The organism is Pseudomonas helleri, from assembly GCF_009600315.1.
Taxonomy (GTDB): Bacteria; Pseudomonadota; Gammaproteobacteria; order Pseudomonadales; family Pseudomonadaceae; genus Aquipseudomonas; species Aquipseudomonas helleri_A.
In genome coordinates this window covers 83047-104692 of sequence record NZ_WIWC01000001.1, presented here as the reverse complement: position 1 = coordinate 104692, position 21646 = coordinate 83047, and the positions used below count along the sequence as shown (strand labels likewise).

Sequence of the window (21646 nt, the reverse complement as noted above, 5' to 3'; positions counted from 1 at the left end):
CTCCGGCACTTAACCGGCGCGGAAAATCAGATGATCTTCCCAGTCCTCTTCCGCCACGCTGCCTTCGGCGAGCATGCGCCCTGATTGAGAAATACGCTCGTGATGCACGGCATCAGGGTCGCCGCAAACCAGGTGGTGCCACAGCGGCAGATCTTTGCGCTCGCTGACCAATCGGTAACCACACGTAGGTGGTAGCCACTTGAACGATTCGGCCTTGCCCGGCGACAACTGAATGCAATCGGGGACCGTATCCCGACGCTTGGGGTAATCGGTGCACTGGCAGGTTTTCAGGTCGAGCAGTTTGCAGGCGATGCGCGTGTAGTAGACGCTGTTGTCTTCCTCATCTTCGAGTTTTTGCAAGCAGCACAGCCCGCAGCCGTCGCACAGCGACTCCCATTCCTCTTGATCGAGTTGATCGAGGGTTTTGCGGATCCAGAACGGTTCAACTTTTGCGGCCATGGCTCAAACATCAACATCAGGGAGTGGAAAAGGCCGCCAGTCTAGTGCCCAAGGCCTCGCGGGCCAAGCGCTAGTGACTGACGGTGTAACAGCACTTGTCACAATGGGGGCCTGACAGTAGCTTTGTACCCTCACTTACACACTCGGGAAACACGAATGCCAGCGTCCAACCGCATTGCCGAACACCAGATTGATGAGCAATTTACTCAACGTTGGTCGCCCCGCGCCTTTACCGACGAAACCATTGATAAAGCCACTTTAATGAGCTTTTTCGAGGCCGCCCGCTGGGCACCTTCTGCCTACAACGCCCAGCCCTGGCGCTTTTTGTACGCGCTGCGCGGCACACCCGAGTTCGACCGTTACTTGAGTTTGCTGGTTGAATTCAATCAGGGGTGGGCCAAACAGGCTGCCGCGCTGGTGGTCATTGTGTCGAAAACCACGTTTGCGGCACCGGGTACGACCGAGGAAAAACCGGCGCCGACCCATGCCTTCGACACAGGCGCTGCCTGGGGTCATCTGGCGCTGCAAGCACACTTGAGCGGCTGGCACACCCACGGCATGAGCGGCCTGGATTATGAACGTGCCCGCCAGGAGCTGAAAATTCCTGAAGGTTATGCGGTCCAGGCCATGGTTGCCATTGGCAAACGGGGTGACAAGGCAAGCTTGGTGGATTACCTGCAAGCCAAGGAAGTGCCCAGCCAGCGCGAACCGTTAAGCACATTGGTCGCTGAGGGTGATTTCAGCTTGTAAACCCCTGACTGAGCCTAATTTGGGTAGTAGCTGACGAGGAACGAGGCTGCGATCGGCAGCGAAGCTGTCGTAAAGCGGCCGCTGCGCAGCCGATCGCAGCCTCGTTCCTCGTCAGCTCCTACAGGTTTGCGCTCAATAACCGCGTTCGAAATCCACTTCGCCGTAGGTGGTTTCACCGGCTTGAAACGCCCGCAAGTTGTCGACAAACAGTTGCACCATCATCTGCGGCGATGTCGGCGCCGAGCTGTGCCCGGTCAACAGCAAGCCCCAGGCGGTCCAGAAGGGATGCTTGGCCGGTAACGGTTCCTGACGGCACACATCAATGATTGCACCGGCCAGATGGCCCTGACGTAACGCTTCAACCAGGTCGGCATCCACCACCGCTACACCCCGCCCAACGTTCATAAACACGCCGTTGGGGTTGAACAACGCAAAGAGCTCGGCATCGTACAAGTCATGGGTGTCCGGCGTGTTAGGCAACAGATTGATGACGTAGTCCATCTGCCCGACCAGTCGTGGCAATTCACTCAGGGTCGTCACCTCTTTAAACGGCGCCTGTTCACGCACGCTGCTGGCGACGGCATACAACTCAACCCCGAACGGCAGCAGGAACTGCGCTACGGTCTGACCGATGTCACCTGCACCGACAATCAGCACCTTGCGGCCCACCAGACTTTGTCCCGTTCGATTGTCCCACTTTCGCTCGACTTGACTGACCAAACGCGCCATCACTTCGCGTTCGTGCCCCAGCATGTAGGTCAACACATACTCGGCCATGACCTGGCCGAAAATACCCACCGCCCGGCTCAGACGATAGTCACGCACCAAGCCTGGTGCCAGCAAGGGCGTGATCCCGGCCCAGGTCGATTGCAGCCATTGCGGCGTATGCCCTTGGCGCAACAGGGTCGCCAATAAATCGGGTTGTCCGAGCCACACCGGGCAATCAGCGGCCAGTTGAGCCAATTGAGCCGAATCGCCACTGGTCTGTATATCCAGGTGTGGAGCGGCTTGCTGGAGGAGTTGGGCGTAGAGGGAGTAATCGTGCTCGGCAATCAGAACGCGCATGTTTCTAACCTTAATAAAACACTGTCAGCGCCCATCGCCCGGGTTTGCCCCGTTACGTTTGGCCACCGCCAATCAATCCAGTCTGTTGGAGACAGGCACCCGGGTCCGGGCACCTGATGCCGTCATTACATCGGGTCGTTGCGACGCAACAGTTCTTCGGGCAGGTGCTCGATGTATTCATCTTCGGCAGGGGGCATTTGCAGGTGGTAACCCTGAGTCTCCAAATTGTCGAGAACCTTGGTAATGTCCTCACGCGACAGTTTGCGCTCAGGCGTCAATACCAGATCAAACGCGTGGACCGGTTTGCCAAAGGCCAGCATCAGCGTTTCAGGGACGCGCTCCAGGGCATCGGCCTTGAGCACGTACAAATACATTTCGTTGCGTTTGGTGCTGCGATAAATCGAACAGATACGTTTCAAGACGGTTCTCCAGCGCAGGACAGGCAATCTAGCAATGCCTGCCCCATCAGCTCACGGCGCCATCCACGCAGTGAGTCCGGCAATTGATAAGGCCCATTGGGAAAGCCACTTTTTACCAGTGCTTCCAGGGTTTTTTTGCGCAGCATCAGCTCTGGCGCAATATTGAGACGCTCGGCCAATTCCTGGCCAACAGCGCGCAAGCGTTTGATCAACAGTGCAGCCTCAACCGGCAACGGTTCAGGTACAGCGGGAGGCCATTGCTCGGGCGGTAGACTGCCAGCACGCTTGATCAAGTCCAATAAAAACTCGCCATCCTGACGCACGGTACGCGGGTGCATGTCTTCAATACGCGCCAGCGACACCAGATTATCGGGTTGGGTTTTGGCTAAAGGCCACAAGGCATGTTCGCGTACCACTCGATTACGAGGCAGGTCGCGGGCACGGGCTTCTTTTTCGCGCCAGGCACAAAGCTCACGCAACACCGCCAACTGATCCCGTGACAGTTTCCAGGCCAGCTTGGCCTCACGGTAAACCTCATAAGGGTCTACTTCGCGGCGCAGATTGGCCACCAGCTCTGCACCATCCTCAAGCACCCAGGCGTACTTTTCATCCGACAGACGCGGACGTAACAGCACATACACTTCGGCCAGATGCAGGGCATCTTCGGCGGCGTAGCTGATCTGGGTGTCCGACAGCGGGCGTTGCAGCCAGTCAGATCGGGTTTCACCTTTGGGCAGGTCGAGATCCAGAACCTCTTTGACCAGACGCGAATACCCCATGGAAAAACCGAGATTGAGGTAAGCCGCTGCCAACTGGGTGTCGAATAACGGCACCGGCAAACTGCCCGTGAGGCGCAAGAGCACTTCGAGGTCTTCGCTGCAAGCGTGCAGCACTTTGACCACTGACGTGTTCTCCAACAGGGCGGCCAGAGGCTGCCAATTGTCGATGGTCAGGGGGTCGATCAGGTAAGCCCGCTCGCCGTCACCAATCTGGATAAGACCGGCAATCGGATAAAAGGTATCGACCCGCATAAATTCGGTGTCGAGGGCTACATATGGCAAATGTTGCCATTTGGCGCAATGCTGGCCGAGGCTATCGTTGTCGCGAATCCAGTGAATATCGATGCCCACACGGCTCTCCCTTGAAGAATGGCGCGCAGTATATATCGCCGCCAGACCTTATCGGGTAATGACTGGCAATCTAAACGACGAAAACACCTACAGAATTAAAAGTAATGACCTGCGTGCTTTTTTTATTTTTATAGGTCAGTTTCCCGAACCTGAGTCATCGCGAGTCGGCGCAAGAGTAAACGGCTTACATACTTCACGCGTTGACTAATGACGGGACTATATCCATCAGCTCGTACTGGAAGCGCAGCACGACTGAACGACAAACAAGAGGATGAACTGAATGTTTTCACCCAAAAAAATGTCTCTTGCCGCCCTCTCACTGATTGGCCTCAGCGTATTCACCGGTGCAGCCATGGCTAAAAGCGCTATTCCGGCAACGTTGGACAGCGTCGTGCAACAAGCCGCCACCGAGGTCATGAAAGCTCACGACATTAGCGGTCTTGCCATTGCGGTCAGCCATAACGGCACGCAGCAATTCTACAGTTTCGGTGTGGCCTCCAAAGCCACCCAAGCACCCGTTTCGCCCGACACATTGTTTGAAGTCGGCTCGATCAGCAAGTTGTTAACGGCCACTTTGGCCACCTTTGCACAGGCTGGTGGCCAGCTTTCCCTGACGGACCCCGTCGATAAATACCTGCCTGAACTACAAGGCACTGCCTTCGGCAAAATCCCCCTCATGCACTTGGCCACTCACACGGCGGGCGGGTTCCCTTTGCAAGTACCCGAGAGCGTGCAAAACGAGCAGCAATTGATGGATTACCTCAAAGCCTGGAAGCCCATTTACCCTTCCGGCACACAACGCAGCTATGCCAACCCCAGCATTGGCATGCTGGGCATGATTGCAGCCAAAAGCATGAGCCAGCCATTTGTGTCGGTGATGGAGAACACCCTGTTTCCGGCATTGGGTCTGAACAGTAGTTACTTGCAGGTTCCCGCGGACAAAATGTCGCTGTATGCACAGGGCTACAACGCCGAAAACCAACCGGTAAGGGTCAACCCCGGCGTACTGGCCAATGAAGCTTATGGCGTAAAAACCAGCGTGCGCGACTTGATTCATTTTGCCGAGCTGAACATCGGGCCGGACAAACCCCAGACCCGGATCCAGCGTGCTATTGCGCAGACCCATACCGGCTACTTTCAGGTAGGGCCAATGACTCAGGATTTGATTTGGGAGCAATACCCAGTCCCGGTCACGCTGAAAAACCTGCTGACGGGCAACTCCAACAAAATGGCCTACGAGAATAATGGCGCGCTGGCCTTAACCCCACCGTTGGCGCCACAAAAGGCTGTTTGGATGAATAAAACCGGTTCAACCGCGGGCTTTGGTGGCTACATCGCCTTGATCCCGGTAAAAAAGCAGGCCGTGGTGATTCTGGCCAACAAAAACTACCCCAACAGTGAACGCATCGAACTGGCGTACAAAATCTTCAACGCCATGAACTAAGCGCCCTTGCGCAGAACATAAATGCTGCCCAGCTTGCGGCCGGGCAGCACATCGTACTGTTTGAGGATGCTGAAGCCTGCTGTGGCAAATTGCATTTCCACATCGTCCTTGCGCACAACAATCCGTGGCGGATCATTGGGCAGTTCCAACGCACGCCCCACGCACAGCGACACGATGAGACTATCGCGGCTCACGCGGTGTAATTCGCGCAGGATTGCAAGACGATGCTCAGCGTTGTGTACGTGGTGAAACAGCTGCATGCAGAAAATGCTGTCTACAGCATTAGCGGGCATATCAATGGAAAACACCGCACTTTTAAACAGCTTGATACGCGCCAGCAAACTCGCGGGGTGATGCGTTTGTGCATGGTCGAGCATACTCTGGGAAGAGTCGGCAGCCAGAATCACTCGATTGCCGTGCTCCGCCAGAACAGGCCAGAAGCGCCCCGCGCCGCACGCAATATCCAATACCAGACCTGGCTCACCGGCGACCTTGAGGGCTCGACGTACCAATTGATTTTCGCGCCACGCGGTCCACCGTCGGGCGAACCCTTGCGGGTGCACTTCACGGCAGACCAGCGCATGTTCGCGATCATAGCGCTCGGCGAATTCAAGCTCAAAGGTGGACGGTGGCTGAGTGGACATGCCCGCTGACTCGTAGGTTTATTGATCTTCTGCAAGTAGGTTAAACATGGGCCAGTGAAAAAAATGTCAGCAAAGAACGGGATCACGACATCCAGCTGCAAGCCCCTACGCCTGATGCAAATACCAACGCCAATCCTGCTCCCCCACTTGACCCATGAACTGTCGATACTCGGCATTTTTTACCGCCAGATAAACCTTCAGAAACTCAGGGCCAAAAGCGTCTTTTGCCCATTGCGACGCTTCCAATGCCCGCAAGGTCGTCAACCAGTCGGTTGGCAGCCTTTCGCTGGCCTGCGCATACCCGTTGCCTTCTACCGGCGCACCCGGATCCCGCTCTTCACGGATACCGCGATGGATACCCGCCAAAATCGCAGCAGCTGCTAAATAAGGGTTGGCATCCGCGCCACAAATGCGGTGTTCGATATGCCTGGAAAACGCTGGGCCACCCGGTACACGTAAACTCACAGTGCGGTTATCGACACCCCAGGTTGCGGCTAACGGCGCATAGCTGTTGCTCTGAAAACGGCGATAGGAATTGGCATTCGGGCAAAACATCAGCAATGAATCGAGCAGCGTGCTGAGCATCCCGCCCACCGCGTGGCGCAACAATGGCGTGCCGTCAGGCGCTTCACTGGCGAACAGGTTATTGCCATCTTTATCGGCCAGACTCACGTGCATGTGCATGCCTGTACCCGCCAAATCATCAAAGGGCTTGGCCATGAAGCAAGCCACCATGCCGTGCTTATGCGCCACGCCTTTAACCAAACGCTTGTAACGCACGGCTTCATCCATCGCTTGCAGGGCGTCGTTGCGGTGTTCCAGGGTGATTTCCACCTGCCCCGGCGCGTATTCAGAAATGGCCGTGCGGGCTGGAATCCCTTGCAGCTTGCAGGCGCTGTACAGATCCGCCAAAAACGGTTCGATTTGTTCCAGTTCACGCAGCCCATACACCTGAGTGGCGCGTGGCCGCTGACCGTCTACATCGCGTGCCGGTTGCGGACGTCCATTGCTGTCGCGCTGACGATCCAGCAGATAAAACTCCAGCTCAGCCGCCATCACCGGGTAATAGCCGTCGGCCTGCAATCCCTCGATAACTTTGGACAATAGATGCCGAGGGTCGGCGACGGTGGCCGGCATGCCTTCTTGCGGGTGCATGCTGACTTGCACCGCTGCGGTTGGAATCAAACGCCAAGGCATGCGCTGCAAGCTGCCACTGATGGGGTAAGCGCGACAGTCAATATCGCCCACGTCCCAGACCAACCCGGTGTTTTCGACATCATCGCCATTAATGTTCAGCCCCAGAATCGTGCTCGGCAAAGGCCGCCCGCTTTTATAGATTTCCAGCAATTCATCACGGTGCAACAACTTGCCACGCGGCACGCCGTTGTTGTCGAGGATAAACAGTTCGAACATTTCGACATCAGGGTTATCCGACAGAAAATTCTGGGCTTCTTGCAGGGCAGCAAACGCAGGGGTGGTACTCATGGCAATACTCATCAATTCGTATCTGAAAGGCGCAAAGGCGCGCCGTGACTGCAACCTCAGAGGCAGCAGACGTTCAAGAGCTAACGCAATGGATGGGTATCCGGCGGGCGGGCATGGCGACAGTGAAACAGAGCCCAAAAGGCCAGTTTCGAAGGGAGGGGGCAAAGATTATGGGCAGGTAGAAGAAAACGCAGGCAGCTTGCAACGGACAGCGCATGGGGCTGCGGCAATTCTGGACTGGGATACTCAGCCTTTATGACAACCATGCTCACAACCGCACCGCACTGGGGACGCTCAGCCTCACACGATTTGTAGGGTTTATCAAATGCAGGATTTACGACCTTCAGGTTCATTCTGGGTAAACATAACCAATGATTCTTTTTAACCACTTTCACGTGAGCAGCCTAATCAAAGCTATCTGCGTGTGAACCACATGTGTTTTTTCTTTGCTCCAGGCATTGAAAAAACATACGCCACCGCTACAAATAAAGAGAACCACTGCGCCCCATAGCTTGTATTTTTATCGATTATAGGTAGATATCCGCTCTTCGCATGAAGGACATGTATAAATATAAAAAATATATTTAGCATCGCAACCCCGTAAAACTTCAGCGCACCATTATTCTCTCCGGACCATGCAAAACTTGCCCAAAAGGATGGGAAGTAACATACCAAACTAAAAAAAACAAAGACTACATAAAACAAATAGCTGTTCATTCGTCCCTCCAATAGTCGAATAATGTCTGCAATGTATTTACATCTGAGGTCTTTCCAATTGCGGCACCGCCAACCGTATATCTCTGAAAGCCATAAAGATAATCAGTGCGAATATGCCTGAACAACCTCCACGAATCAGGCTTTAACACCAACCTTCCCGCACCATAAACAGACCCTGCCAAGTCAACGACGCCATAGGCAATATTACCTTCGCGTTCTGTCCCTCCTACTGCTTTGGCTACGGAGTGATAGACCTTTCGGATGGGGCCTTGTGTATCGGAGCGGCCCGATAAAAGATTACGACCGTTTTCATAAATATTATTCCCGCCCTGAAGCATCAGTGGCGCCCCTATGCCTAAACACAAAGCACCTGCCGAGAAATAACAAATGCCTCCCCCCATGGCAACTTGCATTCCTCCCGCCGCAACGCCCAAACCTAAAAAAGTTTGGTCCATTAAGGTGTGCTTCACCAGTGCATTGCGTTGTTTGTTAATGGCGTCAAGCCCCTGGTCGGTACTTTTCTTTCCGTTGTAAACGTCCTGAACAATACCCCGTGTGTACTCGGTTATTTCTCGATTGAATTGCAAGCGAACGGATATATTTTTAATACGTTGTATACCTACCGTACAGGCCTGATTCTTGAGTAGAATCACCGCCTGATCTAACGCCCTGACTTCATCTTCTGCCAATGAATGCTGCGTTTTATCTGGCCTCATTTGTCCTCATCCCAACTGCTATAGCCACTGGTGCCGGCGATATGATGCATCCAGCAAATTTCGCGATAACTCAGGGCCATGACCTCTTGAATGTCGGCATCGTTTTCCAGCGTGGCATGGGGCATGACCAGCGTCAGCTCCGTCAAAATGCACCCCGATATATCAACGGTAAAAAAACGCTCCTGAACGCCCATCGGTGAGGTTCGATAGAAGTTGATCTTGCACTCCAATATCTCTCTATTGGTCAGGGCTTGCGCCAGCAAGGGTGTCGACTTGTCTATGTTTTTAACAATCGCGATGGGTTGATGAGTCGCTCGGTCAATATTGCTCAGATTTAACAGGGTGTGATTGAAGGAGAGCACCATGACTTCATCTCGATGCCCGGCTTGGCATTTATTGCCAATGGACTCGGCAGTTGAACAACCTGCCGAAATCAGACCTTGGCTTTTACCCGAAATACTCATGTAACCGTGACTTGCCATTCGCTGTTCCCCCCTCTGATTTAAGAGCGCAAGCTAGCGGATAACTCACTACTTTTATGTAGGAATTCTCTGTTTATAAATCGTCCCTCTTTTTCCAATGCTCTGTCAGATCCCTTCGGCGCATGCTCCAGATATGGTGGGTTCGACATGAACACATCTTCATCGAACGTTTTAAAAACCGGCGTGGTCGCATGCAGTGTCTATCCTGCTTGGCAACGGTTTTTAACCTGACTCAAGCCACCCGATTTCTACCTTCAAGGAGCCTCCCCCATGAGCAGAACGGTTGCCGATTTCATCACCGAAACCTTGCAGCAAGCCGGGGTAAAGCGCGTATTTGGCGTCGTGGGCGATTCATTGAATGCCTTTACAGATTCGCTGCGCCGCCAGCAGCAGATTGAATGGATTCATATGCGCAATGAAGAGTCAGCAGCATTTGCCGCCGGTGCCGAAGCGCATCTGACTGGCGAGCTGGCGGTCTGCGCCGGCAGTTGCGGGCCGGGCAACCTGCACCTCATCAATGGCCTGTTCGACGCTCACCGCAGTGGCGTACCCGTGCTGGCCTTGGCCGCGCACATTCCCAGCAGCGAAATCGGCATCGATTACTTTCAGGCCACCCACCCAGAAAGCCTGTTCAAGGAGTGCAGCCATTACGTCGAGTTGGTGTCCCATGCCGAGCAGTTACCGCAAATTCTGGAACGCGCCATGCGCGTGGCCATCGCCAAGCGCGGCGTGGCGGTGGTGGTGATTCCCGGCGACGTTGCGCTGCAAGCCACCGAAGCCAAAGTGCCGAACTGGATTACCCCGACTCAACCGCTGATTTGCCCCACCCTGAGTGATATCGACAAGTTGGCGTCGTTTCTCAACAACGGCAAAAAGGTCACGCTGCTTTGCGGCGCAGGTTGCGCAGGTGCGCATACTGAAATTCTGGCACTGGCTGATCGCCTCAACGCGCCCATCGTGCATGCCTTACGCGGTAAAGAGCATGTCGAGTACGACAACCCCTACGACGTCGGCATGACCGGGCTGATCGGTTTCGCCTCGGGTTACAAAGCGATGATGAGCTGTGACACGTTGCTGATGCTCGGCACCAATTTTCCCTATCGGCAGTTTTACCCGGAGCACGGCTATATCGCGCAAATCGACCTGCGCCCCGAAGCACTGGGCAACCGCTGCCCGCTGGAGCTGGGACTGATTGGCGACGTCAAGCTGACGCTGCAAGCCGTGCTGCCCAAGGTCAATCAGAACCCCGACCGCGAGCATTTGGACAAAGCACTCGACGACTACAAAGTCGCCCGCGAAGACCTTGACGCGCTGGCCGAGAGCGGCCCGGACAGTTCGATCATCCACCCGCAATACCTCAATCGGCTGGTCAACGAACTGGCCACCGAAGATGCGATTTTCACCTGTGATGTCGGCACGCCCACCGCCTGGGCTGCCCGCTATTTGAAGATGAATGGCAAACGGCGACTGGTCGGTTCGTTCAACCACGGCTCGATGGCCAACGCGATGTTGCAGGCGATTGGCGCACAGGCGGCGTTCCCGTACCGCCAAGTCATTTCCATGTCGGGTGATGGCGGTTTTACCATGATGATGGGCGATTTTCTGACCCTCAGTCAGGTCGGCTTGCCGGTCAAGGTGATCGTGCTCAATAACGGCACACTGGGGTTTGTTGAAATGGAAATGAAAGCAGCAGGCTTCCCCGATGTGGGCTGCGACCTTAAGAACCCCAACTTTGCAGCGATGGCTGAGGCGATGGGGGTCAAGGGGATTCGGGTCGAACATCCGGCACAGCTTGAAGGGGCGTTGCGCGAGGCCTTCAGCCATGACGGCCCGGTGCTGGTGGATGTCGTGAGTGCCCGACAGGAGTTGGTGATGCCGCCCACCAAAACCTTTGAGCAGGCCAAAGGTTTCAGTCTGTTTATGCTTAAAACCGTCATGGATGGCCGGGCACGGGAGTTGATTGATTTGGCCAAGGTCAATCTGTGGCGTTGATCGGCATGGGCTTAGGCAACTACAGCGAGGCTGCCCGCTTGGGCAGCCTCGCCTCCCTTCCCGGAACTACGCGCTCTGGATAAACACAGACGCAAACGGGCTGGTTTGTGTCGCGTCATGTTGAGGCCGCTGCATGCCGGCCAGTCGGTGGTACTCACTGAAAATGGCGTCGGCTTCGGCATAAGGCAACACCTGCTCAATGTCGTCAAAGCGCTGCCCGGCGGTGCGCTCTTCAACAATACGGCGCACCACTTCCGGGCCATCACCACGGTTGGCCAGCACTACACGGTTAGCCGTCTCGCGGCGCTGGGTGTCGTAGTGCTTGAGCGCCTCGCGTCGGGTCATCATCGAACATTTTTAACCCCGCCCCACCCCCGCTCTCAACTCATGTCCACCAGACGGAAAGCGCCTTCGGGCGCTCTGATACGCACGCTATCGTGGCCACTGCATGCCTCTGGCACGCAAACAGGTTCCTTCAACAATAAAAAGTGGAGACTGCGTGTGACACACATCCTCAGCACCCCCCTTGAATACGGTGACGAAACGGCGCGACTGGTCGGCTATTTCTGCCAACCCGCACAAGGTCATTGCCCCGGCGTCTTGCTGATCCATGATGCGTTTGGGCTCAGTGATTTTTTCAAGGGCATTGCCGAACGTCTGGCCAAGGCCGGCTATGCCACGCTGGCTGCCGATGTCTGGGGCGACGGTCTGCAACTGCGCGACGACAGTGAGATCGGGCCGATGATCGGGCGCTTTGCCAGCGACCGAAAAACCTGGATGAATCGCCTGCACGCCGCGCGTGAAACCCTGGCCGCGCAACCGGGCGTCGACCCTTCGCGGCTGGTCATCATCGGCTACTGCTTCGGTGGCGCATCCGCCCTTGAATACCTTCGCCTGGTCGGCGACGTAAAAGGCGCTGTGAGCATTCATGGCGGCCTGGATCTGGTGGGCGAACCCTGGACGCACACCCCGGTTGCGAGCAAAGCCCTGATCCTGACCGGCTTCGAAGACCCCATGGCCGCCATGCCACGCCTGCTGGCCCTGCAAAACAGCCTGAACGACGCGGGCATTGACTGGGAAACCGACCTGTACGGGCATACCAAACACGGGTTCACCCGACCCGACTCTGACCGCGCCAACCGGCCTGAAGTCATCGCGTATCACCCGCAAAGCGACCAGCGTGCCTGGGCCGCCCTAGAGCGTTTTCTCAACGAAGTCATCCCGCACCCGCAGTGAGGTCTGGTACGCCATGAGCAGCAAGAATTTTCGCGACAACCTGCTGGCACTGGACTCACCCCGGCTGGTCAATGCCCGGGGACTGGACCCGTTCGAATACGCCAAACCGATTATCGCCTCGGACAAGGCACGCGCCCTGATTGATACGTGGCAGGCGCTTTACCAGCACCCCTATACAGGCATTACCTCAAATGGCGAGGTCGAACCGGGGCTGTTTCACCTCGCCGATGAAGGCTTCAATCCCGTGCCTGCGATCAGCGCCGCACAGAGGTTGTTGACCCTGCTCAATGAAGGCGAACGGCGGGCCCTGCAATACCCGATCGACGCGCATCAATGGCGCGACTGGTACAACCCCGAGTTCCCGATGAACGCCAACGGCGTGCGCCTCGATTACCTCTCAAGCCAGGCCCGAGAAGCCGTCATGAACCTGGTACGCGCCAGTATGAGCGCCGAGGGTTATCTCAAGACCGAGCGCTGTCGCATTGCCAACCTGTACTTGGGCGAGCTGTACGATCTGCGCAACATCATGAACGAGTGGAGCTATCATTTTTTGCTGTTCGGCACCCCGTCCGCCACCGAGCCTTGGGGGTGGAACCTGTACGGCCATCATCTGGCCCTGAACTGCATGATGATCGGTGGGCAAATGGTGATTTCACCCACCTTTATGGGGGCCGAGCCGACCATCATTGACCGTGGCCCCCACGGAGCCTTTTCGTTATTCGACAACGAAGAGAGTTTCGGCCTGCAACTGATGCAGTCCCTGCCCCCCCACTTGCAAGCGCATGCCACCACCTTCAAGCACCTCAAAGACCCGGCAATGCCCGAAGGCCGCTGGCATTTTGCCGATGAGCGCCAGCAAGGCGCCGCCTACAGAGACAACCGGGTGATCCCGCATGAAGGGGTGTGTGCTGCGCAATTCTCGTCCGGCCAGCAGGCGCAATTGCTCAAGATTGTTGACGCCTTTATCGACTACTTGCCCCAAGGCCCGCGGGACACGCGTCTGCGTCAGGTCGAGTCGATGCTGGAACGTACCTGGTTCAGCTGGATCGGCGGTCACGGCGATGACGATGCGTTCTATTACCGCGTCCACAGCCCGCTGCTGATGGTCGAGTTCGATCACCACTGCGGGGTCTGGCTGAGCAACGACACCCCGGCCAAGTACCACATCCACACGGTGGTGCGCACACCCAACGGCAATGACTACGGCAAGGATTTGCTGCGCCAGCATTACCTCAAGGAACACCGCCAGGGTTCGACCCACATGGCCGCGCACGCGGCAGGCGGTCATGGCCACAGCCACGACCACCCGCAAGACCATGATCACAGCCATCCCCACGACCACGACCACACGCACTGAGCGTCACCCACCCTGAATTGAAGGAATACGGTATGGACTTAGGCATCAAGGGGCGAAAAGCCTTTGTATCGGCCTCATCGCAAGGGCTGGGCTTTGCCTGCGCCCGCTCACTCGCCCGCGAAGGCGTGGCGGTGACGCTCAACGGCCGCGACGCCGAAAAGTTGGCGCATGCGGCGGATCAACTGCGCAACGAAGTGCCGGGCGCACGTGTGTCCACACTGGCGGCCGACCTGAACACCACGCAGGGCCGCCAGCGTATTATCTCGGCCCTGCCCGAGCTGGATATTCTGGTCAACAACAATGCCGGCCCCGCGCCCGGTGGCCTCGAAGATTGGGACGAAAATGCACTGCTGGGCGCCCTGCAAGCGAACATGATTGCGGCCGTGCAATTGATGCGAGCCTATATTCCGGGCATGCGGGCCAGAGGTTTCGGCCGCATCATCAATATCACCTCGGCGATGGTCAAATCCCCGCACTACATCATGGGCCTGTCGACTTCGGCGCGCACGGCACTGACCGCCATCAGCAAAGCGATCAGCCTTGAAGTGGTCGCCGACAACGTGACCCTCAACAACCTGCTGCCGGAGCGAATCGACACGCCGCGTCAGGAATTCATGGCCCAGCGCCTGATCCATGAACACGGCATCAGCCGCGAGCAAGCGCGCCAGCAAATCGCCTCCTCCATCGCCGCCAAACGCCTTGGCCGCCCCGAAGAGTTTGGCGATGCCTGCGCCTTCCTGTGCAGCCATCAAGCCAGCTACATCTCAGGACAAAACCTGCAACTGGACGGCGGTTCCTATGAAGGCCTTATCTGAAAACGGCACCCACGCGAGTCTGTGCAACCCCGAGATGATTCAGGCCATTTTCGAGCTGGAACGGCGGCGCCAAAAGGCCTTGGTAGACGTGGATCTCGACACCCTGCACAGCCTGTTCGACGACGAGCTGATCCATGTTCACAGCACAGGCCTAGTTCACGACAAGTCGCAGTTACTGGCCCACATCGCCCGCAAGCGCGGCTTTCTCGCCATCGAACGCGGCCCGTTGCACGTTCAGGGTACAGCTGCTCTGGCGGTGCTCAGTGGCCCGATCATCAATCACCTGCGCGGCGCCGACGGTGGAGAAGAGCAGATGCACGGTTTTGTCACCCAAGTCGTATACCTCACGCAGGAAGGCTGGAAGTTCCTCCATTTCCAACTCACGGTCACCCGCGAATCCTGACTGCACGCTTCAATCAACCCCCTAAAAAAATGGTACATACCCATGAAAATCGTTCGATTTACAGAGAGCGGGCGCACCCGCATTGGCAAACTCAGTGGCGACCGCGTGATTGACCTGTCTGGGGTGGCCGGGGTCACCGACTCCATGCGCCACATGCTCAGCGTACTGAACACCCTGCGTCCGGCACTGGAAGCCGTTTCAGCCCCCGCTTACCCGCTCGACCAAGTGCGCCTCGAAACCCCGATCAACGATCCGCAAAAGTACCTGGCCATCGGCCTGAACTACAAAGCGCACTCAGAGGAAGCACGGGCGGCGGGTATTCCCATCCCCACCAGCCAACTGTGGTTCAACAAACAGGTGTCGTGCCTCACCGGCCCTTACGACCCCATCATCTACCCGAACGTGGTCGAACAACTGGACTACGAGATCGAACTCGGTGTGGTCATTGGTCAACGCTGCCGTAACGTCAAAGCGCAAGATGCGCGGGCGGTGATTGCCGGCTATCTGGTGACCAACGATGTCAGTGCCCGCGACTGGCAGAAACGATCACCCACCTTTACCTTGGGCAAGTCCTTCGACAGTCACGGCCCGATTGGCCCCTGGTTGACCACCGCCGACGAAATCGCCGATCCGCTGAAACTGGAAATGCGCCTGTCGGTCAATGGCCAGACGCGGCAGAAAATGACCACTGGCGACATGATTTACGACATATACCAGCAGATTGAATACCTCTCTACCGTGATGACCCTGGAACCGGGTGACATTCTCGCCACCGGCACCCCGTCGGGGGTGGGCGTCGCACTGGGCAAATTGTTAGAGGTGGGGGATGTGGTACGTGCAGAGATCGACCAGTTGGGGCACATCGAAAACCGCGTGATGGCCGAGCAGGTCTGAGTGAACAATCCATGACCCGCAGGGCAACAAGGAGACTTGGCCCCCTTGTTGCCCCTTGGATTAGCAGCTTTGCAGTGGGAAATACCTCGCCAGCCAGCCTTCGACAATTGACCGCAACCGGGTGCCGCCGTCGGCAAACGGGAAGTGATCAACGTCCGTCAACAACACCAGTTCCGCGCCTTTCCCTGCGGCTTCGAACACCCCAATGGCCTGAGCGGTCGGGGTCACGCTGTCGCTCGCCGAATGCACCAACAACAACGGCCGTGGCGCCAATTGGTCGATCACGTCCCGTGGTCGGAAACTGCAAATGCTGGCCATCGTCTCAGCGCTGAACGTCATCACCGAACCCGGCGGCAGGTGACTGCGCAGCGACTCGGGCACCGGCACAATGTCCCAGCGTTCAACCCACAATGACTGGCCTGTCTGTTCGCGGTGGCGTTGGCCCTGCGCCATCAGTTCGCTGAAGCGCGCCCACGCCTGAGGTGTCGCATGTTGATCGCGGGACTTTTGCAACCCGTCGCCCCACCCGCCAATGGCAATGACCCCAGCCACGCGGTCATCAACGGCACCGGCAAAGAGTCCCACTGCCGCCCCGAAACTCTGACCGCTGAGCAATACCCGGCCCTGTGCCACGTACGGGCAGGCCCGCAACCAGGTGACGACGTTACGCACATCGGCCACTTGATCCTGACAGATGATCCTGCCCGGCACGCCACCGCTTTCACCGCAGCCACGCATGTCAAAACGCAACACGACATAGCCGAGGTTTTCATACATTAGTGCTTCTATCAGGTGGGTTTCGCCGTCCTTGTTACCGCCAAATCCGTGCATGACGACGATGGCAGGCAACCCGCCTTGCGCGCCGTCGGGTACGTGCAGCACGGCGGCCAGCTCAAGGCCGTCCGATGGAATTGAGACGTGGGTCTGCATTTCACTTTCCTCGATGTTCAAGAGTGGGATTGAGCAACTGCTCAGAGCAAGGCGGTCACGACCTTTTCATGGGTCACGTCATCCAGCGCATTAGGGCCATTTTCGCGCCCGTAACCGCTGCCTTTAATGCCGCCCCAGGGCAGGGCCGGATCAATCAGGCCGAACCCGTTGAGCCACACCGCACCGGTGCGTAATTGCCGGGCAATGCGATGACCTTCGCTGAGTTCGCGGGTGAAAATCCCGGCACTCAGGCCAAACGGGCTGTCGTTGGCCATCGCCACTGCGTGGTCGATGTCATCAAAAGGAATCACGCAGGCCACAGGTCCAAAGATCTCCTGACGGGCAATCGACATCTGGTTATCCGCCACAAATAACGTCGGCTCTACAAAGAAACCGGGGCGATCCACGGCCTGGCCGCCGCACACTTTGTGCGCGCCTTGCGCTTCACCTGCGCGGCAATGCTGGAGAATCCGCTCCCGCGCGCGCTCACTGATGACCGGCCCCAGCGTCGACAGCGGTTCCAACGCATCCCCCAGCACTTGAGCTTCAATAATCGCCAGCAGGCGTTCCACCAGCTCATCAACCCGGCTGCGATGCACCAGAAGCCGGGTGCCGGCTGCGCAGATTTGCCCCTGATTGGCCAAAAAACCCATCGCCAACGTCTCAGCCGACAGCGCCAGATCCGCACTGTCCAGCACCAGTTGAGCCGCCTTGCCGCCCAGTTCCAGCGTCAGTGGTTTAAGGCTTTCTGCGGCCTGAGCCGCGAGCACCCGCCCCACGGCACCGCTGCCGGTAAAACTCAGTTTGGCCACGTGCCGATGCTGCGCCAGCGCGCTACCGGCAATCGGCCCTGCGCCCGGCACGACATTGAATACTCCGGCAGGAAAACCGGCTTCGGCCACCAGACTGGCGATGTGCAAAGTCGACAGCGGCGCCTCTTCGGCGGGTTTGAACACCAGGGTATTACCCGCCGCCAAGGCGGCGGCGGCCTTCCAGCCGACATACAGGGTCGGTGCGTTGTAAGCCGCGATGGCGCCGATCACCCCCAGCGGCTCACGCACGGTGTACGCCAGCACGGGACGGCCAAACATGTCCGGCACCGCGATGCTGCGCCCGTCGAGCTTGTCGGCGTGGCCGGCAAAATAACGCAGGGTGCGCACCAGATTCGGCACGTCGGCCTGCCGGGCCATGCCCAGGAGCTTGCCGTTGTCGATACTTTCCAGCCGGGCGATCCAGGCCGCGTCGCGCTCTACCAAATCAGCCAGTCGGTAAAGCAAACGCCCACGTTCAGCCCCGTCAGTGGCGCCCCAATGCCCCTCGAAGGCACGCTGGGCTGCACACACTGCGCGATCCACATCCTCACTGCCAGCGGCCGCCACTTCGGTCAGCACCTGCCCGGTGGAAGGATTGATAGTCGCCAAGGTGGCACCGTTGGCGGCGTCCACCCATTGGTTGTCGATAAACAGCCTGTTTTCAAACTCCGATGTCGCAGCCATATGCCCTCTCCTGTGGTTTACCGACGGTGATCAACCTTCCAGCTCCGGTGTCTCGAAGTTTTTCGGGAAGTCCAGCGGTTCGGATTCGCCCCAGATGCTGCGCGTGCCGACCTCGACCCAGTCTTTGGCTTCCCAGCCCGCGTCGGCGCTGATGTAGTCCATGTCGGCGAAGTACTCGTGCATGCTGTTCCACGGATCGCGCAGATAGGCGAAGGTGTTGGAACCGACAAAATGCCGGCCCGGCCCCCAACCGGGGATGTAGCCCTTGTTGACCATTTGCCGGGCGCCCGCGCCAACCTCATCACTGGTGCCCACATCGAAACCGACATGGTGCAGGCCGTAGGTGGACGATTTACCAAACGCCACGATGTGATGATCGCTGCCGTGGGAGGCGTGCAGAAAATTGAGAAACGAGGCGACACGGTCAGACAGGCGCATGTCGAACAGCTCGTTATAGAAAGCCACTTTGCGGGCCGGGTCTGTGGAGAACAGCACAACATGGCCCATGCGCCTCGGCCGGGTCGGCCGCTCATCGAGCAGCTCGCTGCGACCGCTGCGGGCCGTGCGCTGGGTCAGGGTATTGAAAGTCACCCGTGGTGCCGTGTCCCAGGGGGCTTCTGCCGCCACCTTGATATTGGTCAGCATGCCATCGAAGTCGCGGAACCAAAGACCGTCACCGGGCACATTGGCCGGGGCATCGAGCAGCGCGATGCCGTTTTGCTCCAGGCGCTGTCTGACGCCAGCCAGTGACTCGCTGTCCGTCCCGTAGCTGACGTAGCTCAAGCGTTTGCGTTGCCCTTGGGTGAGGATGATCTGGTCTTGATCGCGACCAAAACAGCGGCACACCAAGGTGCCGTCGCGGTAAAAGGTATGCAGGCCGAAGTCCTGATAAAACACGCGAGCGATTTCCAGATCCGGGACGGTCATGGAAAAGTGCTGAAGGTTACGTATGGTCATTGACCGTCTGCCTCTTGCGATGGGGGTGGATCGTATCGGAGGGGGTGCGAGGGCAAATTACGGCAGGGCAAAATCAGCGTCCAATCACAAGAATCAACGCGCCGGGGCGATCGATAACACCTGGCATTGATGCCCCACATGCCACCATTCAGGCATGGGAAGCGCGGACACAGGTTGCTAGAATCGAGCGAAACAAAAAGGCCACCCCGTGATAATCGATCCGCGTCATCTCATTCAGTTGCACCTGATTGTCGAGCTGGGCTCTTTCCATGCTGCCGCCGAATCTCTGAACCTGACCCAGCCCGGCCTGAGCCGCACAATCCGCCTGCTGGAATCACGTTTGGGCGTGCAGTTGCTGGTCAGAGGCAAGCACGGCTCCTTCGCCACCCATGAAGGCAAGACACTGGCGTCCTACGGTCGCAAGCTCTACGAAATGAGTCTTCAGGCGGCGGCGACGGGAACGGCGTTGCAAAAAGGCGACGTGGGGGAGCTGCGCATCGGTGCGGCGTTTTATCTGGCCAACGAACTGCTGGCCGAACCGGTCAGCCGTTTTCTCGCCACCCGCGACAAAGCCTCGATCCGCATCACGCCCGGCGCTACCCCGCATCTACTGGAGGCTCTGGACAATGGCCAGTTTGATCTGGTGATCGGCGGCACCCAGATGCTGGCCCCGGATCACGGCTTGAGCTTTGAGCCCTTGCTCAGCAACACGCTGGACATCGTCGCCCGCGTCGACCATCCCCTGGCACGGCTGGAGTCGGTGACCCTGGCGCAGTTGCGCAGTTACCGCTGGGTCGCCTGCCTTGAACAAGACCCCTTGCGCCGCGATGTAGACGCCGGCATGGCCTCACTGGGACTGATGCGCGACGCTATCGCTCTGGAAACCGCCTCAATGGAATTGGTCAGCCAAGTGCTGGAGCACACTGACTTTCTCAGCATGCTGCCCTCACCGCTGGCCTCGTCGCGGGTCACACGCGGGCACCTGAGCCGGATCAAGCTGGACAACGCCTATGCGCTGCGCCCTATTGGGGTGGCGTATCGGGCCGACACGGCACTGTCGCCCCTGATAAACGCGTTTCTCAAAGAGCTGCGGCGGTGGGCGCAGGCCCAGCACTGCGAAAACGATTGAGGGTTGCGGCTACGCCCAACCCTCGCCTAATATACGTTCCATATACATTTCATATGGACCGCCTGATGGGCATCGTCAAAATATCCGAGCAAATGCATGAAAACCTGCGAGTCGCCAGCAACGCGCTGAGCCGCTCCATCAATGCGCAAGCCGAACACTGGATGCGTATCGGCATGCTCACCGAGCTGCACCCCAACCTTGATCACCAACAGATCTGCCGCTTACTCGTGCGTGCCGAGCAGGCGGGCGGCCTTGATCTGAACGTCGCCTTGCAAGACTTACCTGTTATTACTGGAGCGCATTCATGAAGGCCAACGTCGTTATCAACAGCCCGGCACAGATTGCCCAGTCAAAAGTGGCGGGCAAGCTGGCCGCCGAGGTGTTGGCGATGATCGGCGAGCACGTCAAGGCGGGCGTGACCACTAACCAGTTGGACAAAATCTGCCATGACTACATCGTCAATGTGCAGAAGGCGATCCCCGGTAACGTCGGCTATCACGGCTTTCCGAAAACCGTCTGCACCTCGGTCAATGAAGTGGTGTGCCACGGCATCCCTTCGGACATACCGCTCAAGGACGGCGACATCGTCAATATCGACATCGCCGTGGTCAAGGACGGTTGGTACGGCGACACCAGCCGCATGTACTTCGTCGGCGAGCCCTCCCCCGAAGCCCGGCATCTGGTGAAAACCACCTATGACGCCATGTGTGCAGGCATTCGTGTGGTGCGTCCCGGCGCTACGCTGGGCGACATTGGCCATGCCATCCAGACCCTGGCCGAAAAAGAAGGCTTTAGCGTGGTGCGCGAGTATTGCGGACACGGTATCGGCAAGGTCTACCACGATGAGCCGCAAGTACTGCATTACGGCTATCCGGGCCAGGGCATGAAGCTCAAGACCGGGATGATTTTCACCATCGAGCCGATGCTCAATGCCGGTAAACGCCATGTGAAAACGTTGGCCGACCAATGGACCGTGGTCACCAAGGATTTATCTTTGTCGGCTCAATGGGAACATATGGTTGCCGTGACCGATGACGGCTTTGAAGTGCTCAGCCCGTGGCCGGACTCGATGGCCGACTACCCCGCCATCGTCTAAGCGGATCAAAACCTGCGCCTGCTGATTGGC

General features: G+C 57.7%; 24 protein-coding genes. 11 read left to right on the top strand and 13 right to left on the bottom strand.

What is annotated here, in order from left to right:
* Window positions 1-9: 9 nt before the first annotated feature.
* Window positions 10-459: a YcgN family cysteine cluster protein gene (locus GHN86_RS00505; protein WP_122784456.1), complete on the bottom strand. Its 450-nt coding sequence runs from the start codon at window positions 457-459 to the stop codon at window positions 10-12.
* Window positions 460-615: 156 nt separating this feature from the next.
* Between GHN86_RS00505 and GHN86_RS00500 the strand changes: the two genes are divergently transcribed.
* A complete protein-coding gene (locus GHN86_RS00500) occupies window positions 616-1209 on the top strand; it encodes a nitroreductase family protein (protein ID WP_153377203.1) in 594 nt (197 codons plus the stop codon).
* Between the two features lie 132 nt (window positions 1210-1341).
* Here the strand turns inward: GHN86_RS00500 and GHN86_RS00495 are convergent, their stop codons facing one another.
* From GHN86_RS00495 to rnd, 3 genes are all read right to left on the bottom strand, one after another.
* Window positions 1342-2274: a D-2-hydroxyacid dehydrogenase gene (locus GHN86_RS00495; RefSeq protein WP_153385950.1), complete on the bottom strand. Its 933-nt coding sequence runs from the start codon at window positions 2272-2274 to the stop codon at window positions 1342-1344.
* A 125-nt stretch (window positions 2275-2399) separates the two neighbouring features.
* Window positions 2400-2693: a YcgL domain-containing protein gene (locus GHN86_RS00490; protein WP_122784453.1), complete on the bottom strand. Its 294-nt coding sequence runs from the start codon at window positions 2691-2693 to the stop codon at window positions 2400-2402.
* Window positions 2690-3823 carry a ribonuclease D gene (gene rnd, locus GHN86_RS00485; protein WP_323369116.1) on the bottom strand — a complete coding sequence of 378 codons (1134 nt, stop codon included), beginning with the start codon at window positions 3821-3823 and terminating at the stop codon, window positions 2690-2692. The genes GHN86_RS00490 and rnd overlap by 4 nt, the downstream gene beginning before the upstream one ends.
* 280 nt (window positions 3824-4103) lie before the next feature.
* Between rnd and ampC the strand changes: the two genes are divergently transcribed.
* Window positions 4104-5267 carry a class C beta-lactamase gene (gene ampC / locus GHN86_RS00480; protein ID WP_153377200.1) on the top strand — a complete coding sequence of 388 codons (1164 nt, stop codon included), beginning with the start codon at window positions 4104-4106 and terminating at the stop codon, window positions 5265-5267.
* Here ampC and GHN86_RS00475 read toward each other — a convergent pair.
* The 5 genes from GHN86_RS00475 to GHN86_RS00455 form a co-directional block, all read right to left on the bottom strand.
* Complete coding sequence (locus GHN86_RS00475; RefSeq protein WP_153377199.1) at window positions 5264-5911, bottom strand: class I SAM-dependent methyltransferase; 648 nt, start codon at window positions 5909-5911, stop codon at window positions 5264-5266. The two genes, ampC and GHN86_RS00475, sit on opposite strands and share 4 nt — an antisense overlap.
* A 105-nt stretch (window positions 5912-6016) precedes the next feature.
* Window positions 6017-7396, bottom strand: a complete 1380-nt coding sequence (locus tag GHN86_RS00470) for a glutamine synthetase family protein (protein WP_153377198.1) — start codon at window positions 7394-7396, stop codon at window positions 6017-6019.
* A gap of 414 nt (window positions 7397-7810) precedes the next feature.
* Window positions 7811-8113: a hypothetical protein gene (locus GHN86_RS00465; RefSeq protein ID WP_153385948.1), complete on the bottom strand. Its 303-nt coding sequence runs from the start codon at window positions 8111-8113 to the stop codon at window positions 7811-7813.
* Window positions 8110-8829, bottom strand: coding sequence for a DUF4225 domain-containing protein (locus GHN86_RS00460; protein WP_153377197.1), 720 nt, complete (start codon window positions 8827-8829; stop codon window positions 8110-8112). The genes GHN86_RS00465 and GHN86_RS00460 overlap by 4 nt, the downstream gene beginning before the upstream one ends.
* Window positions 8826-9311: an Hcp family type VI secretion system effector gene (locus GHN86_RS00455; protein ID WP_153377196.1), complete on the bottom strand. Its 486-nt coding sequence runs from the start codon at window positions 9309-9311 to the stop codon at window positions 8826-8828. Before GHN86_RS00455 ends, GHN86_RS00460 begins: the two co-directional genes overlap by 4 nt.
* A gap of 270 nt (window positions 9312-9581) precedes the next feature.
* Between GHN86_RS00455 and poxB the strand changes: the two genes are divergently transcribed.
* A complete protein-coding gene (poxB, locus tag GHN86_RS00450) occupies window positions 9582-11303 on the top strand; it encodes a ubiquinone-dependent pyruvate dehydrogenase (protein ID WP_153377195.1) in 1722 nt (573 codons plus the stop codon).
* A gap of 66 nt (window positions 11304-11369) precedes the next feature.
* Here poxB and GHN86_RS00445 read toward each other — a convergent pair whose 3' ends face one another.
* On the bottom strand, window positions 11370-11651 hold the full coding sequence (locus GHN86_RS00445; protein WP_153385946.1) for a hypothetical protein: 282 nt from the start codon (window positions 11649-11651) through the stop codon (window positions 11370-11372).
* 153 nt (window positions 11652-11804) lie between these two features.
* On the opposite strand from GHN86_RS00445, the gene GHN86_RS00440 reads away from it, so the two are divergent.
* From GHN86_RS00440 to GHN86_RS00420, 5 genes are read left to right on the top strand one after another with little or no spacing between them, the layout of a single operon-like run.
* The gene (locus GHN86_RS00440) at window positions 11805-12539 is read left to right on the top strand and encodes a dienelactone hydrolase family protein (protein ID WP_194286163.1); all 735 of its coding nucleotides are present in this window, start codon (window positions 11805-11807) and stop codon (window positions 12537-12539) included.
* A 13-nt stretch (window positions 12540-12552) separates the two neighbouring features.
* Window positions 12553-13896 carry a DUF3500 domain-containing protein gene (locus tag GHN86_RS00435; RefSeq protein ID WP_153377184.1) on the top strand — a complete coding sequence of 448 codons (1344 nt, stop codon included), beginning with the start codon at window positions 12553-12555 and terminating at the stop codon, window positions 13894-13896.
* Window positions 13897-13928: 32 nt separating this feature from the next.
* On the top strand, window positions 13929-14711 hold the full coding sequence (locus GHN86_RS00430) for an SDR family oxidoreductase (protein ID WP_153377183.1): 783 nt from the start codon (window positions 13929-13931) through the stop codon (window positions 14709-14711).
* Window positions 14695-15114 carry a nuclear transport factor 2 family protein gene (locus GHN86_RS00425; RefSeq protein ID WP_194286162.1) on the top strand — a complete coding sequence of 140 codons (420 nt, stop codon included), beginning with the start codon at window positions 14695-14697 and terminating at the stop codon, window positions 15112-15114. Before GHN86_RS00430 ends, GHN86_RS00425 begins: the two co-directional genes overlap by 17 nt.
* Window positions 15115-15156: 42 nt before the next feature.
* On the top strand, window positions 15157-16008 hold the full coding sequence (locus GHN86_RS00420) for a fumarylacetoacetate hydrolase family protein (protein WP_153377181.1): 852 nt from the start codon (window positions 15157-15159) through the stop codon (window positions 16006-16008).
* 60 nt (window positions 16009-16068) lie between these two features.
* Here the strand turns inward: GHN86_RS00420 and GHN86_RS00415 are convergent, their stop codons facing one another.
* Genes GHN86_RS00415 through GHN86_RS00405 form a run of 3 tightly spaced genes read right to left on the bottom strand, consistent with a single transcriptional unit; the run spans window position 16069 to window position 19391 of the window.
* Entirely contained in the window at window positions 16069-16938 is an 870-nt protein-coding gene (locus tag GHN86_RS00415) for an alpha/beta hydrolase (protein ID WP_153377180.1), read from the bottom strand.
* A 41-nt stretch (window positions 16939-16979) separates the two neighbouring features.
* Window positions 16980-18434, bottom strand: coding sequence for an aldehyde dehydrogenase family protein (locus GHN86_RS00410; protein ID WP_153377179.1), 1455 nt, complete (start codon window positions 18432-18434; stop codon window positions 16980-16982).
* A gap of 30 nt (window positions 18435-18464) precedes the next feature.
* Window positions 18465-19391 (bottom strand): VOC family protein, encoded by a 927-nt coding sequence (locus GHN86_RS00405; RefSeq protein ID WP_153377178.1) that lies wholly within the window; start codon window positions 19389-19391, stop codon window positions 18465-18467.
* Between the two features lie 208 nt (window positions 19392-19599).
* Here GHN86_RS00405 and GHN86_RS00400 point away from each other — a divergent pair, with 208 nt between their 5' ends.
* The 3 genes from GHN86_RS00400 to map all read left to right on the top strand — a co-directional run bounded on the left by GHN86_RS00400 (window position 19600) and on the right by map (window position 21616).
* A complete protein-coding gene (locus GHN86_RS00400; protein WP_153377177.1) occupies window positions 19600-20520 on the top strand; it encodes a LysR family transcriptional regulator in 921 nt (306 codons plus the stop codon).
* 65 nt (window positions 20521-20585) lie between these two features.
* On the top strand, window positions 20586-20828 hold the full coding sequence (locus GHN86_RS00395; protein WP_153377176.1) for a ParD-like family protein: 243 nt from the start codon (window positions 20586-20588) through the stop codon (window positions 20826-20828).
* Complete coding sequence (gene map, locus GHN86_RS00390) at window positions 20825-21616, top strand: type I methionyl aminopeptidase (protein ID WP_153377175.1); 792 nt, start codon at window positions 20825-20827, stop codon at window positions 21614-21616. The genes GHN86_RS00395 and map overlap by 4 nt, the downstream gene beginning before the upstream one ends.
* Window positions 21617-21646: the final 30 nt, after the last annotated feature.